Source organism: Nitrospira sp. Vd2, assembly GCF_979581665.1.
Genome location: NZ_CEFZSK010000033.1, coordinates 1 through 14,509 on the forward strand (window position 1 = coordinate 1; position 14,509 = coordinate 14,509).

The 14,509-nt window shown below is 60.5% G+C and carries 17 protein-coding genes; all 17 read right to left on the minus strand.

The window, feature by feature from the left end; genetic code table 11:
- Positions 1–49: 49 nt before the first annotated feature.
- The 17 genes from fabG to AC1U7K_RS12265 all read right to left on the minus strand — a co-directional run bounded on the left by fabG (position 50) and on the right by AC1U7K_RS12265 (position 14,426).
- A complete protein-coding gene (gene fabG / locus AC1U7K_RS12185; protein WP_480251620.1) occupies positions 50–793 on the minus strand; it encodes a 3-oxoacyl-[acyl-carrier-protein] reductase in 744 nt (247 codons plus the stop codon).
- A 28-nt stretch (positions 794–821) separates the two neighbouring features.
- On the minus strand, positions 822–1,763 hold the full coding sequence (gene fabD, locus AC1U7K_RS12190; protein ID WP_480251622.1) for an ACP S-malonyltransferase: 942 nt from the start codon (positions 1,761–1,763) through the stop codon (positions 822–824).
- A 98-nt stretch (positions 1,764–1,861) separates the two neighbouring features.
- Positions 1,862–2,677: an SDR family oxidoreductase gene (locus AC1U7K_RS12195; RefSeq protein ID WP_480251624.1), complete on the minus strand. Its 816-nt coding sequence runs from the start codon at positions 2,675–2,677 to the stop codon at positions 1,862–1,864.
- Positions 2,678–2,763: 86 nt separating this feature from the next.
- Entirely contained in the window at positions 2,764–3,741 is a 978-nt protein-coding gene (locus AC1U7K_RS12200; protein ID WP_480251626.1) for a beta-ketoacyl-ACP synthase III, read from the minus strand.
- The gene (gene plsX / locus AC1U7K_RS12205) at positions 3,738–4,763 is read right to left on the minus strand and encodes a phosphate acyltransferase PlsX (protein ID WP_480251628.1); all 1,026 of its coding nucleotides are present in this window, start codon (positions 4,761–4,763) and stop codon (positions 3,738–3,740) included. Before plsX ends, AC1U7K_RS12200 begins: the two co-directional genes overlap by 4 nt.
- A gap of 37 nt (positions 4,764–4,800) precedes the next feature.
- The gene (gene rpmF / locus AC1U7K_RS12210) at positions 4,801–4,986 is read right to left on the minus strand and encodes a 50S ribosomal protein L32 (protein WP_480251630.1); all 186 of its coding nucleotides are present in this window, start codon (positions 4,984–4,986) and stop codon (positions 4,801–4,803) included.
- A gap of 43 nt (positions 4,987–5,029) precedes the next feature.
- Entirely contained in the window at positions 5,030–5,605 is a 576-nt protein-coding gene (locus AC1U7K_RS12215; protein ID WP_480251632.1) for a YceD family protein, read from the minus strand.
- Positions 5,606–5,631: 26 nt separating this feature from the next.
- On the minus strand, positions 5,632–5,889 hold the full coding sequence (gene rpsR / locus AC1U7K_RS12220) for a 30S ribosomal protein S18 (protein WP_480251634.1): 258 nt from the start codon (positions 5,887–5,889) through the stop codon (positions 5,632–5,634).
- 8 nt (positions 5,890–5,897) lie between these two features.
- Positions 5,898–6,290 carry a single-stranded DNA-binding protein gene (locus AC1U7K_RS12225; RefSeq protein ID WP_480251635.1) on the minus strand — a complete coding sequence of 131 codons (393 nt, stop codon included), beginning with the start codon at positions 6,288–6,290 and terminating at the stop codon, positions 5,898–5,900.
- Complete coding sequence (gene rpsF, locus AC1U7K_RS12230; protein ID WP_480251637.1) at positions 6,274–6,609, minus strand: 30S ribosomal protein S6; 336 nt, start codon at positions 6,607–6,609, stop codon at positions 6,274–6,276. Before rpsF ends, AC1U7K_RS12225 begins: the two co-directional genes overlap by 17 nt.
- Positions 6,610–6,755: 146 nt before the next feature.
- Entirely contained in the window at positions 6,756–7,847 is a 1,092-nt protein-coding gene (ychF, locus tag AC1U7K_RS12235; protein WP_480251639.1) for a redox-regulated ATPase YchF, read from the minus strand.
- Between the two features lie 3 nt (positions 7,848–7,850).
- Positions 7,851–8,429 carry an aminoacyl-tRNA hydrolase gene (gene pth, locus AC1U7K_RS12240; RefSeq protein WP_480251640.1) on the minus strand — a complete coding sequence of 193 codons (579 nt, stop codon included), beginning with the start codon at positions 8,427–8,429 and terminating at the stop codon, positions 7,851–7,853.
- Between the two features lie 2 nt (positions 8,430–8,431).
- Positions 8,432–9,193 (minus strand): 50S ribosomal protein L25, encoded by a 762-nt coding sequence (locus AC1U7K_RS12245; protein WP_480251641.1) that lies wholly within the window; start codon positions 9,191–9,193, stop codon positions 8,432–8,434.
- A gap of 91 nt (positions 9,194–9,284) precedes the next feature.
- A complete protein-coding gene (locus AC1U7K_RS12250; protein WP_480251886.1) occupies positions 9,285–10,226 on the minus strand; it encodes a ribose-phosphate diphosphokinase in 942 nt (313 codons plus the stop codon).
- A 106-nt stretch (positions 10,227–10,332) separates the two neighbouring features.
- Positions 10,333–11,250 (minus strand): 4-(cytidine 5'-diphospho)-2-C-methyl-D-erythritol kinase, encoded by a 918-nt coding sequence (ispE, locus tag AC1U7K_RS12255; RefSeq protein ID WP_480251642.1) that lies wholly within the window; start codon positions 11,248–11,250, stop codon positions 10,333–10,335.
- Positions 11,251–11,343: 93 nt separating this feature from the next.
- Complete coding sequence (locus AC1U7K_RS12260) at positions 11,344–12,738, minus strand: sigma-54-dependent transcriptional regulator (RefSeq protein WP_480251643.1); 1,395 nt, start codon at positions 12,736–12,738, stop codon at positions 11,344–11,346.
- On the minus strand, positions 12,723–14,426 hold the full coding sequence (locus AC1U7K_RS12265) for a two-component system sensor histidine kinase NtrB (RefSeq protein ID WP_480251644.1): 1,704 nt from the start codon (positions 14,424–14,426) through the stop codon (positions 12,723–12,725). Before AC1U7K_RS12265 ends, AC1U7K_RS12260 begins: the two co-directional genes overlap by 16 nt.
- Positions 14,427–14,509: the final 83 nt, after the last annotated feature.

Here is a 14,509-nt window from a genome sequence, read left to right on the forward strand (position 1 = left end):
AGGACACCACCAATGCACAACTTATTCCACGTACTTCAGAGACAGGACACTAGGCCATCAACATGCCCCCATTCACATGGATGACCTGTCCGGTAATGTAACTCGCTTCGTCGGACACCAAGAACCGCACAGCAGCGGCGACATCTGATGCTTGTCCCAATCGGCCCAGCGGGATCTGCTTCTGCAGCGTCTCCTTGACGTCAGCCGGCAACCCCTGGGTCATCGCCGTATCGATAAAACCCGGCGCGACGGCGTTAACGGTGACTTGGCGGCTGGCATACTCGCGTGCCACGGTCTTCGTAAAGCCGATCACCGCCGCTTTCGATGCGGCATAATTCGCCTGCCCGGCGTTTCCCATCACACCAACGATCGAGGCAATGTTGACGATGCGGCCGTACCGCTGTTTGGTCATCGGTTGCATGACGGCCTTCGTGCAATGGAACGTGCCCGTCAGGTTCACTTGCAGCACGAGGTTCCAGTCCTCTTCCTTCATTCGAAGGAGAAGGCCGTCGCGCGTAATCCCGGCGTTGTTCACCAGGATATCGACTTTGCCCCACTCCTGGATCACGCGGTCGGTCATCGCCTTGACGTCGTCCCACTCGGCGACATTGACTTTGATCGTCAGCGCCCGCCGGCCCAACTGTTCAACAGCCTTTGCGGTGTCCTGCGCGCGGCCCGCGTCCATGTCGGCGACCGCGATATCGGCTCCGGCCGCGGCGAGTGTTTCTGCAATACTCCGCCCGATGCCCTGTGCCGCCCCCGTCACAATCGCCGTTCGCCCTTGGAGAGACATGTGTCCTCGTGAAGTGAGCTGCGAACAACTATCCGCGACCCAACGCCTGCACTGTTGCCTTCAATGAAGCTGGGTCCTGGACCTGAAAGGTCCTGGCGTCAGGGATGATGCGTTTGATCAGGCCGGTGAGCACCGCCCCAGGTCCCACCTCGAGAAACGTCTTCACGCCCAAATTGCTCATGGCGCGAACCGATTCCTCCCATCGAACAGGGCTGGGCAATTGGCGAATCACCGATGCTTGTAGATCGGACGCCCGGCGTAATGCGGCCGCATCGGCGTTGTTGATCAGCGGCACTCGAAGGTCTGACCATGAGAGTGCGGCGACATCTTTCGCCAGTCGATCCGCCGCACGTTGCATGAGCGGCGTGTGCACCGGGACGCTGACCGGCAAGGACACGGCTTTTCGTGCACCTCGCGCTTTCGCGGCTTCGATCGCCCGCTCCACGGCGGCCTTCTCTCCCGCAATCACGACTTGGCCGGGGCAGTTGAAATTTGCCGGTGCCACGATCCCCGCCGCCTGTGCATCCCGGCACGCCTCTCGAACAGCAGGGGCATCAAGACTGAGAATCGCGGCGACCAACCCGCTCCCGGGCACGACTGCCTCGGACATATACCGCCCACGCTTTTGGACGAGTGAGACGGCATCACGAAAGCCAAGACCGCCGGCCGCCACAATCGCCGAGTATTCGCCCAAACTGTGACCGGCGACGGCGAGGGGTTCGAGGCCATGCGGTTCGAGCGCACGAAGCGCGGCGATACTAACGGTAAGCAGAGCGGGCTGAGTGTATTCCGTCAGATTGAGTCGATCCGCCGGCCCGTGAAAACAGATCTCGGCGACATCATACCCGAGCACCTCGGCCGCTTCCTCGTAAATCGTCTTGATCTCGGGCACCGCATCATAGAACGCTTTTCCCATTCCGACCGCTTGGGAGCCTTGGCCGGGAAAAACGAGTCCAACGTCCGGCGTCATACGGCGCTAGATATGAGGGAAACGGTCTACAATGTCAACGGCAAAAAGGCTCGGCACGGGCCTGTCGAGCGAGCGGTCTTGCATCGAATTCGCGGACCTCAATCGACGATAAATTCGCCGCCGTCCACGCACAGCACGTTGCCTGTGATCCACTGCGCCTGCGGTTGGCTGAGCAGACCAATGGCCTCCGCCACGTCCTTTGGGGTCGTCAAGCGCCCGGCCGGATTTTTTCGCTGCGCCATCTGGATCATCTCATCGGAGCCCGGGATTTTTCGGAGCGCCGGCGTATCGGTGACACCCGCCATGATCGCATTGGCCGTGATGCCAAGCGGCGCCAGCTCCAACGTCAACTGACGGACGTTCGATTCCAACGCGGCTTTCGCGGCGGAGACGGCCCCGTAGGTTTTCCACACGCGCGCGCCGCCCGCGCTCGTCATGGCGAAGATGCGGCCGCCACGGCCTATCAACTCGCGCGCGACGAGGTCTTGAACCCAATAGACCAGGCTGTTCGCCATGACGTCCAGCGTCATATCCATGTGCGCTTTGGTAATGGCGTCGGCCGGCGATTTCGCGATGAAGGGCTTGAGCGTCCCAAAGGCCAGCGAGTGAAGGAGCACGCGCACGGCGGCTCCGCGCCCTTGTTGCGCCAACCGGGTCTGAATGTCGTTGAGGATTTCCTGCCGCTTCTCGGCATCGGCGGCATTCGCGTTGTAAAACACCGCTTCACGTCCTGCGGCGCGGATGTCTCCGGCGATACGATCCACGTTCGGCAACGTCGCCTTCCGGTCCAAATGCACGCCGAAGATGTTCAGACCCAGTCTTGCAAGTTCCAACGCCGTGGCTTCCCCGAATCCGCTCGATGCGCCGAGGATCAACGCCCATTCGCCTTGCAGCGGTCGAATTTTCGTCGTCATAGGTCCCCCATTTCACCTCGCGATCAGTTACGAGAACGCCTTCAGTGGTCGTGGCCGACAGCGAGCGACGCTCAGCTCGTCGTCGCCTATCCCCAGCGGACGAGAGCCGACGCCCACGTGAGGCCACCGCCGAAGGCGCCCATCATGACGAGATTGCCATCTTTGAGCCGACCGGCCTGTACGGCTTCGTGCAAGGCGAGCGGAATGGACGCCGCGGACGTATTCCCGTAGCGCTCCATGTTGAGAAACACCTTTTCCATCGGCAGCCCCAGTCGCTCCGCCACCGCGCGGATGATCCGTACATTGGCCTGATGCGGGACATACAGATCGAGTTCCTCGATCGCCACGCCGTTGGCGGCGAGCGTGTCTCGCGCCACCTCCTCCAGCGTCTTGATCGCTACCTTGTACGTTTCGTTCCCTTTCATCTTGAGGTACTGCGCGCCCTCCGACAGCATTTTTTCGGACGGCGGAATCCGAGACCCGCCGCCCGGCACACAAATCAAATCGGCAAGGCACCCATCAGAATGCAAATGCGTGGAGAGAATGCCGCGGTCGGTGGACGACGGCCCGAGGACGACGGCTCCGGCACCGTCGCCAAACAGGATGCAGGTACCGCGGTCCGACCAGTCGGTAATCGAGGACATGACTTCGGCGCCGACCACGAGGACATAGCGCGAGCCGGTTCTCACATAGGCGTCGGCGACCGACAGGGCGTACACGAAGCCGCAGCACGCGGCCGAAAGGTCGCACGCCGCGGCACGCGATGCACCAAGTCGTGCTTGGAGGAGACACGCGGTGGACGGCAGCGGTTGGTCCCCGGTACACGTGGCGACGAGGATCAGGTCCAGATCCGCGGGTTCGATCCCTGCCGCCGCCAACGCTCGTTCGGCTGCCCGCACGCCGAGGTCCGAGCACGCCTCGCCCGGGGCGGCGATATGGCGTTCTCGAATGCCGGTCCGCTCGACGATCCACGCATCCGACGTCGCGACCAAGCGCTCGAGGTCGGCATTCGTCATCACGCGGTCCGGCACATAGGCGCCGGTTCCTGCGATCCGGCTTCTCATGCCGGTGGGACCTCACCGCGGTGTTGCCGCGCCAGGCTTTCCTCGATATCAAGCTGAATCAGCTCGTTCACCCGGCTTTCCGCCAATCCCTTGGCCTTGATGATCGCGTTCTTGATCGCCTTCGCAGAGGAACGACCGTGACAGATCATGCAGATGCCGTTGACGCCCAAGAGCGGCGCTCCACCGAACTCGGCATAATCGATGCGCCGGCGGAGGCGGGTCAAGGGACCGGCCATGAAGAGATAGGCAAGGCGGCCCAACCGGGAGCTGACAATCTCCTTCATCAACAGCTTCTTGATCGTATCCGCAACCCCTTCCGAAATCTTCAACGCCACGTTACCGATGAACCCGTCGCAGACGATCACATCCGCGGCACCGCTGTACACGTCGCGGCCTTCGACGTTCCCGATGAAATGAATGGGGCTGGCCTTCAACAAGGCGAACGCCTGCTTGGTCACCTCGTTGCCCTTGCTGTCCTCTTCGCCGATGCTGAGCAGGCCGATTCGGGGGTTCGGTTTCGCAAAGAGGTACTTGCCATACTCGTTCCCCATGAGCGCGAACTGGAGCAAGTGTTCCGGTTGGCAATCGACATTGGCGCCGACGTCCAACATGACGGCGGTCCCGGTCACCGTCGGCAGTGTCGTGGCAATCGCGGGCCGTTCCACTCCCTTGATGACACCGAAGAGGAAGAACGCCGCGACCATGCTGGCCCCCGTGTTTCCGGCGCTCACGACGGCCGCCGCCTCCCGCGCCTTGACTAGTTCGGTGGCGATCCAGATCGACGACTCGCGCTTCTTCCGTGCGACCTGCGCCGGGGACTCATGCATCTCCACGACTTGCGGCGCGTGCCGGATCGTCAACCGGGGATCGCGGATCTTGTGCTTCGTGAACTGCCCTCGGAGCTGCGCTTCATCGCCGACGAGGACGACCTCGATCCCCAATTCGGTGACCGCCTGGAGTGCTCCTTCGACATTCGGGGCGGGGCCGTGGTCCCCGCCCATGGCATCGACGGCAATTTTCATGGCAGGCAGACGCGTCTCAGGCCGACGCGCGGGATGCTCAGACTTCTTCGACGGCGATCACGTCCATGCCCTTGTACGTGCCGCAATTGAGGCAGGTGTGGTGAGGTAATTTCGGCTCATGGCATTGAGGGCACGTGGAGAAGCTGGGCGGCGTGATCCGCATCTTCTGCGTGCGGCGCTTGTCCCGACGGGCACGTGAGATTTTATGTTTCGGATTCGGCATGGCTCCCTCGCTGTATGTCGACACGGTGGACCGGCACCGCCGATCACTCGTGTTTCTTGAAACGGTCCTGAAGAACCGAGAACGGGTTCTGCCGCTGCAGCTCATGACATCCACAGTCTCGCTCGTTTCGGTCTCTCCCGCAGACCGGGCAGAGACCCCGGCACGTGTCGCTGCAGAGCGGCTGCATGGGAAGGGATAAGATGAGTTGCTCACGCAGCATCTCCGCGAGATCCAGGTGATCCCCCGCGATCACATAGACGTCGTCATGATCGGCGATCTCAGTGCTCTCCTCGCGCGCCTCCCGCTCCCGTCGTGGCTGGCGATGCCTGCCGGGCGCCTCCGTGACTCGGTATTCGGCCGAAATCGGAATTTCGGCCACGCGCTCGGAGTGTTTCAGGCAGCGCACGCATTCGTCGACGAACGTCGCGGTCATTGTCCCGTGTACCGCGACGCGCCCAACGCCCCGTTCCACCGTCAGCGAGGCATGGCTGTCGCCACGGATCTCCGCATCGTCCGGCGAGAGCGCCAGGTCGTCGGGTGAGAGATCCAACTCGACCGTCAGTCCTTCTTCGGGAATGTCGTTCAATTGAAACGTCGTCGCCGCCACTGTGAACCCCACCCATTGCCACATCATTGGTGCCGGGGCTACCGCTCCTCGGCGAACGCCAGCAAGGCGATCGTCCTCGCTCGCTTGATCGCCATCGTGAGCTCTCGTTGATGCGGCATACAATTACCCGAAATACGCCGAGGAACGATCCGCCCGCGTTCGGTAAGAAAGTTCTTGAGTAATCCCACATCCTTAAAGTCGATCGGCGTCTTGTCATAGCAGAAGCGACAAATCCGTCGTCGTTGGAAGAGTCGCCCACCGCCTCCACCGCCAGCCGCTGCACGTTCCACCGTCATCCTCCCTCTCAGACCGGTTCTTCGTATTCATAACTCGGCACGTCGGCCGTCCCCGCCTCTGCCGGGCCGTCACCCCGCTTGGGCAGGAATGTCACCGATTGCGCCACGACTTCATGCTTGCTGCGTTTCTGCCCGTCCTCGGTTTCCCACCGGCGCTGCTGCAAACGGCCGTCGATAATGACGCCGTTGCCTTTGCTCAAGTATTGGCCGCAGTGCTCGGCCTGCTTCCCGAAGACCACGATGTCAATGTAGCAGACTTCGTCCTTGAGCTCTTCGGCTTGCCGGAACCGCCGGTTGACGGCCAAGCCGAAACTCGTGACCGGCGTTCCATTCGGCGTGTACCTCACTTCAGGGTTCTTCGTGAGGTTGCCGATCAGGATGACCTTATTGAACCCGGTCATGCTCGGTCCCTTCGGCGACCGGCGCCGAAGACGTGGTCGGCTTCAATCGGACGGTCAAGAACTTGAGCACCGAATCTTCGAGCCGATACGACCGTTCCAATTCCCCGATGACATCCCCCTTCGCCTCGAAGTTGAGGTACACGAACGTGCCCTTTCGCTCACGTTTGACCTCATACGCCAACTTCTTGCGGCCCCAGTTCTCGACTTTCATGACCGTCCCGGACTTCTCCACCACGCCCTTCATTTTATCGATAACTTTTGCCGTGTCTTCGTCGGACAGCGATGGACGGACGATGAAGATGGATTCGTAGCGATGCATGCGGTGCTCCTCCCGGTCAAAGGCCCCAGCACGGAGTCTGGAGCGAGGAATAATGGGCCAGGGACCCTAACACATGACCAAACGCCGTGTCAAACAAGGGGAAGCGCAAACGGTCAGCGACGTCACTGAAGCGGCTTCATCTGCATTTAGACGTTGAAGCGGAAGTAGACGATGTCCCCGTCCTTGATCACGTACTCTCTGCCCTCCAACCGATACAGACCTTTCTCTCGGACGGCGGTCACCGTCCCGTACGTCATCAGGTCGTGATACGTGTAGACCTCGGCGCGAATGAAGCCGCGCTCCATGTCCGAATGAATTTTTCCGGCGGCGGCCGGGGCTTTCGTGCCTTGGCGGATGGGCCACGCCCGCGACTCTTCTTCTCCAGCGGTAAAGAACGTAACCAATCCGAGCAACTCATACGCCGTTTTGGTCAACCGTACCAGTCCAGATTCGGCCAGCCCGAGTTCATCCAGATAGGCCTGGCGCTCATGCTCGGGTAATGCCGACAGCTCCGCCTCGAACTGTCCGCAGATCACGACGATCTTCGCTCCCTTTTTCTCGGCCAGTTGTCGAACGGACCTCACCAAGGGATCGTCGATCGACATCCCTTCGGAAATATTCGCGACGAACAGGACGGGCTTTGCGCAGAGCAACTGACACTCAGTCAGCCACGCTTGCTCGTCCGGCGAGAACGGCTGCCCCTTCAGCCACTCCCCCTTGTTCAAGAGATCGCTCAGCTTGCCGACGAACGCCAGCTCTTTCGCGGCCTGCGCCTCGCCCGCACGGACGCGCTTCTCCAGGCGTTGTCGCCGTCGCTCGAGCGTTTCGAGGTCCGCCAGCATCAACTCGGTCTCGATCGTGTCGATATCCTTGATCGGATCCACGCCCCCACCGACATGCACGACGTCGGAATCCTGAAAGCAGCGGACGACATGCAGCAGCGCATCGACTTCCCGAATTTGCGCCAAGAACTGGTTCCCTAAGCCTTCACCTTGGCTCGCGCCCTGCACGAGCCCCGCGATGTCTCGTACCTCGAGCGTGCTCGGCGTCACCTTTTTCGACCGAAAGAGCTCGCCCAGTTTGGCCAAGCGCGGATCAGGAACGGGCGCGATCCCGACGTTCGTCTCGACCGTTGAGAAGGGATAATTGGCGGCAACGGCCCCGGCTCCCACGAGCGCGTTGAAGACCGTGGTCTTCCCGACGTTGGGCAACCCGATCATCCCGCAACACAACCCCATGCTTTACTCCGTCCTCCCCGCTTCGCGCGCATTGTATCGATTCATCGCCGCGTCGATTCCATCACGCAATAGACACTCCAGCGCATCCACCGTTCGGACCAGTGCTTCGCGAATGGCTTCCAGTTCGGGCGGCTCGAATGGACGAAGCACGTAGTCGGCGGGATCGTCATCCGGCGAAGGGCGGCCGATGCCGATCTTGATCCGGCAAAACTCCGCAGTGCCCAGCCTATCAAGAATGGACCGGATCCCGTTGTGCCCGCCGGATCCGCCCGTCCGTTTTATCCGCAGGCGCCCGACGGGAAGGTCGAGATCATCGTGGATGACGACGAGATCCCGGGGAGAGAGGCCCCGATCGGCGAGGAGACGCTGCGCAACCGGCCCGCTTTCGTTCATCCAAGCAAGCGGCTGTGCCAGCACCACTTCCTGACCGACCGCTTTGCCTTGTCCCTGGAACGCAGGCCCTTCTTCCTGAAGTCGAATCCCCCAACGTCCGGCCGCCTGCTGCACGGCCATCACGCCGGCGTTGTGCCGGGTGGCTGCATACCGGGGCCCAGGATTCCCGAGGCCGACGATGAGTCGCAAAACTACTTCTTCTTCTCTTCCTTGGCTTCCTTCTTTTCAGGCTTGGCCGCAGCCGCTTCCTTTTTCTCGCCTTTGGCTTCCGCCCCAGCGGCCGGCGCGGCAGGGACTGCTTCCCCTTCGGCCTTGCCCTTCGCGAGGACCTCCGGCTCCTTTCCTTCTTCGGCGCCGGCACCGCTCGTCAGCAACGCCTCCAACTTGGCCTCGGAGATCGGTGCTGCCACGCTCACCACCATCTGATCGGCCTCATCAAGAAACCGAATTCCCTCGCGTGCAGCCATCTCCCGCACATGGATGCCTTGGCCGATCCCGAGTTGTGACGCATCGACCTCGATCTGGTCCGGCAAGACACTGGGCAGACATTCGATGTGAAGGTCACGGAGGTTGTGATGAAGCACACCGCCTTCTTTCACACCGGCTGAGACCCCGCCGACGAGCACGACCGGCACCTTCACCCGGATCGGTTTCGACATCGAAACTTCGAACAGATCGGCATGGAGGATCTCGCCGGTCACCGGGTCGAGCTGATAGTCCCGCAACAGCGCGGTCCGGACGTTCTGGCCTGTGCTCCCCGAGATTGTCACCGAGACGAGCGCCGTTCCCGCGTGCGCTCGTAGAATCTTCCGAATGGGCTCGGGCTCCAGCGTAAGCAACAGGCACTCTTCTTGGCCATACAGGACGCCGGGGATTTTCCCCTTCCGCCGCAATTGCCGCGCGGCGCCCTTCCCCGCCTGCTGCCTCACCTCTGCTGTCATCTCAAACTTCATGCAGTCCTCCTCTAGACAATCGCGCCGACGGACTTCCCGGTTGACGTGAACGGCAAGACCACAGTCGGTGGTCGAAGTCGGGCGGGCTTTCTTAGGCAAACAGTGAGCTGACTGATTCTTCCTGGTGAATTCTTGTGATCGCTTCACCGAGCAACGGCGCCACGGACAGGACCCGCAGCTTCGGGCACTGATGTTCTTTTCCGTTCAAGGGAATCGTGTTCGTCACGACCACCTCATCGAGTCGCGACGCTTGCAAGCGCTCCAGTGCGGGGCCGGACAGAACCGGATGCGTGCAGGCCGCCCAGACGCGGCTCGCACCTTTATTGGCACACGCCTGTGCACCCTGGACGATGGTACCGGCCGTGTCGATCATGTCGTCGAGCAGAAGGGCGCTCTTGTCTTCCACTTCACCGATGATATTCATGATCTTCGCCTGATTCGGCCCTTCCCGCCGCTTGTCGATGATCGCCAGCCCGGCCTGGAGACGCTTGGCAAACGCCCGGGCGCGTTCCACGCCGCCCGCATCCGGAGAGACCACGACTAAATTCTCGCCGCCGACTTTACTGATGTAATCGAGGAGCACCGGGGTCGCATACAGGTGATCGACCGGGATATTGAAGAACCCCTGAATCTGGCCCGCGTGGAGATCCATCGTCAGCACGCGACTGGCCCCGGCGGTCGTGATCAAATCGGCGACGAGTTTCGCCGAGATCGGCACACGCGGTTGATCTTTTCGATCCTGGCGACCATACCCAAAATACGGGATGACGGCGGTAATGCGGTTGGCCGATGAGCGCTTGAGCGCATCGATCATGATCAAGAGTTCCATGATCGAGTCGTTCACCGGCTGGCAGCAGGACTGAACCAAAAACACATCGGCGCCGCGGACGTTTTCGTCGATCTTGACCCGAATCTCCCCATCGCTAAAGGACGAGACGGTTGCTTGCCCAAGATTGATGCCCAGATACGCGCAAATCTCTTTCGCCAACGCGGGATTCGCGTTGCCCGTAAACAGCTTGAGCGGCTTGTCCATCTCGCCCTCCGAGGTGATCAGCTGATTGACGGTTTGCCCGGCTGGGTCAGTCATTCAGGGGATCAAACTAGCAACTGGCTACGGTATCGAAATGAGCGGGAAGTTGTCAACTCACTCGAAGCGGAAGAGACTGATCCGAGTCTCGCCAAACCATACCGGTCGTGCTCGCTGCTGCCGCGGTGCTCCACCATCCGTAGCGACGCTTTAATTCCTCGCTCGCGTGCAGAGCCGCTGCCTTCTCGCGAAACACGCCGAAGACCGTTGCCCCGCTGCCCGACAGCATCGCCGCTTCTGCACCTTCGCTCAAGAGCGCCCGCTTGATCGTCGCTAACATCGGATGAGTGGATGACAGCGCCGGTTCAAAGTCATTTTCCATCAACGGCACGATGTCGTCCCAGGATACCGTGGGTTGCGCGATGAGCCGTGTAATGCACTCGTCAACGGGCGTCACGCCCGCGCGCGTTGAACTGAGCCGTTCGTAGGCCCAGCGGGTTTCGATCGGGAATCCAGGATTCACAAGGACGACCCACCGCTCACCGGATAAGGCGACTGGCACAACATCCTCACCACGGCCGCGTACCTGCGCGCACGGACTGAAAAAAAAGAAAGCAACGTCGCTGCCCAACACCTGACCGATCGACGCCATGGTAGTCGGCGTCCACGTGAGCGCCAGCAACTCATTGAGCGCGATGATGGTCGCCGCCGCATCGCTACTGCCGCCTCCGAGCCCCGCTGACACCGGAATGCGCTTGAGGATTCGAATGTCGATACCGACCGAGCGTCTCGCCGTCTTGAGGACAAGATCGGCTGCCTTCCAGGCGAGATTGCGGCTATCCGTCGGCAACGAGGCGTCATTACACGATAACTGAATGCCTGAGCCAGGCACGAGGCGCACCCGCACCTGATCTTCGACGTCCACGGTCTGCATCAAAGACCAGAGGTTGTGGTACCCGTCGGGTCGGCGGTCGAGGACACGAAGAATGAGGTTGATCTTCGCCGGAGCCTGAACAGCAATTTCTCTCATAGTCGAGGTCGGCGGCCTGAAGGGAATGAACTCAACTTGCGGTATCTTACTTGAAGAGACAGCCGCGAGGTAGAGAAAGATTAGGTGAGACGACTAGTCGTCAGTTCCGCCCTTGATCTCGTATTTCTCGAGTCGATACCGGAACGACCTGGTATTGAGTTGCAGCAAGCGCGCGGCCTTCTTCTTCACCCAACGGCTCCGCTCGAGAGCCTTGAGCAGGAGGTCCTTCTCGATCGTGTTGATGAGTTTTTCCAAGTCCAAGCCGTCGGGAGGCAGTTCGATCGGATAGTGCTGTGAAGAACCGGTCGAGGGCGGTGCGGGCCGATGGAGCCAGCCTTGAATGTCCGCTTCCTGGATATCCTGAGTCGTCGAAAACGCGACAACCCGCTCAATCAAATTCTCTAACTCCCGCACGTTGCCCTTCCACTCGTGGGCAACGAGAACCCGCATGGCATCAGCCGACAGCGTCGGGACCGGTTTGCCGTTCGCCCGCGCGAATTGCTCGAGAAAATGCTTCGCCAGCAGCGGGATATCCGCCGTCCGCATGCGCAACGGGGGTAGGGTGATAGGAATGACGTCCAACCGATAATAGAGGTCTTCGCGGAACGTGCCATCGGCCACCGCCTTCGCAAGGTCGCGATTGGTGGCGGCAATGACACGGACATCGACCTTTACGTCCCGGGTGCCGCCAACTCGTCGAAATTCCCTTTCCTGAATGACCCGGAGCAACTTGACCTGCATCGCCGGACTCGTCTCGCCAATCTCGTCCAAGAAAATGCTCCCGCCATCCGCGACTTCGAACAACCCGGCCTTGTTCGCAATGGCACCCGTAAAGGCCCCTTTCATATGACCGAACAGTTCACTCTCCAACAGCGGTTCCGGCAGCGCGCTGCAATTCACCGTCACGAAGGGAAGGCGGCTCCTCACGCTGTTGTAATGGATGGCTCGCGCGACCAGCTCCTTTCCGGTTCCGCTCTCTCCGCAAATGAGGACGTTGCTTTTGCTATCGGCGACTTTGCGGATGACCTCGAGCACCTTCTGCATCGGCTCGCTTTCGCCGATGATTCTCGACAAAGATGACTGACTGGCAATCTCGCGCTTGAGGAGGATATTTTCAGTTGACAGGCGGCGCTTCTCAAGCGCGTTGCGCACGACCAACTGAACATCATCGACTTGGAACGGCTTGCTGAGATAGTCGTACGCGCCGAGCTTCATCGCTTCGACGGCCGAATCGGTCGAGGCAAAGGCCGTGATCAGTAGGACGACGGTGTCTGGAGAGACCTCCTTGACGGCCTTCAGGACTTCGAGCCCGCCGACCTTCGGCATCTTCAGATCGGTAATCACGAGGTCGAAGATCTCCTTGCCGATTTGGGCGATGGCCTCGCTTCCGTCGGAGGCGACCATGATCTCGTATCCGGCTCGCTTGAGCATGATGCTCAAGACGTCCCGCATGCTTCGTTCGTCATCGACGACTAAGATCTTTTCCACGGTTCCCTACCTTCGTGCCAGAGACGTAATCCCTCACCGGCCGAGACCGGGAGGCACACGATGAACTGCGAACCCTTGCCTTCCTGGCTTTCGACGCGAATCCAGCCACCGTGAAGATCCACGATTCGGTGAACCGCAGCAAGCCCCAAGCCCGACCCACGTTTCTTCGTCGTGAAAAAGGGGAGAAAGATCTTGTCCAGCCGCTCTTTCTTGATCCCTTCCCCCGTGTCCTGAAACGTGATTTCGATCACGTCGCCGCTGCGCCTGCCGGACCCCACCCGCCGACGCCCGGTGGAAATGGTCAGCTGCCCACCCGCGGGCATCGCTTCAAACGCGTTCGTCGCCAGATTCCAAAATACCTGCTTGATTTGATCAGGATCGATCTGCGCCTGCATCATTCCCGGCCCCGGATACGTCACAATGACAATGTTTTGGTGGGACTGGGCTTCGTGTCTGATCAGGTCGAGGGTATCGGCTAGGACGGCATTCACATCACAGTCCTTGAGATTGAGGGCTGGAGGACGAGCGTAGAGAAGGAATTCGGTGATGATCGCATCGAGCCGGGACGTCTCGCGGATCGCAATATCCATTAAATGCCGATTCGACTCGTCAAGATCAATATCCTTTCGAAGCATTTGCATCGCGCCGCCAAGGGCAGCCAACGGGTTGCGAATCTCATGCGCCATCCCCGCCGACATTTCACCGAGCGTGGCAAGCCATTCCCGCCGTCGCATCTGCTCTTCCAGGTCTCGGATCTGTGTCAGATCCTGAAAGACGCCGACGAGCCCGGTGCGCACACCGTTCTCGGTCAACGGGGCGAGCGTCATTCCGATGATCATCCGACTGTTGTCCGCGCGACGCCCCTCCCCTTCAAATCGGTAGGGCGACACGACGGTCGATGTATCGGAATCGAACAAATTCGTCTGCTCCCAATTGAAGATCTCCCACCACGGCCGGCCGATAACCGCTTCACTTGGATACAACGTGATGTCGCGGGCTGCTCGATTGAAAGTGGTGAGCCGTCCGGCACTATCGGTAGTGAAGAGTCCGCTGCTCAAGCTCTGTACCACGTTTTCGTGAAAGGCCTGCAGTCGGCTCAATCCCTCTTCTTTTTCGACGAGTGACTGTCCTGCGCGCTTTAACTGATCGGCGAGTGCACCGCTGAGCAATCCAACGACGATGACGGCGAGGCTATGCACACCGAAGGTGTAGATGGTCCCCGGAGCGGACAGCCGGGTCGGCGGAACAAGGTCGAACCGCCCGGAGAGTTGGAAAGTGGTGACGAGCCCGAACAGAAGGACGGACAGCCCTGCTGCGCTCAATCCACCTTGCCGTCTCAGGATCAGATTCGCGAGCGTGACCGTAATGATATAGAAGACCGAAAAGGGACTTTCGATGCCGCCGGTCTTTGCGACGAGATACGTTTCAAGACAAAGATCGACGCCCAATTGCAAATAGGCCAAGTGGGGGAGCCAGGCAGAGGAGACGGCATACCGGAGCAGCAATGCGTAGACGACCGTCAGGCCGTATGTAAAGGTGATGAGCGGAAGGAAGGTCAGAACCGGCTGGCTCCTTCCGATCTGGACCATGGTGGAGATGCCGAGTAAGAGCGTCACGACGACCAGCCGGAACGCCATCAACCAGTAGAGCCGTGTGCGGAGATCCTTGGCCGCTTCTTCAACGTTCAAAGAGTGGCTCGTAGGCATGCGCCAATCAACCCTTCGGGACGCCGGCCAGCGAGAGGAAACCACGTGCCTGCCGGCCGCGACAA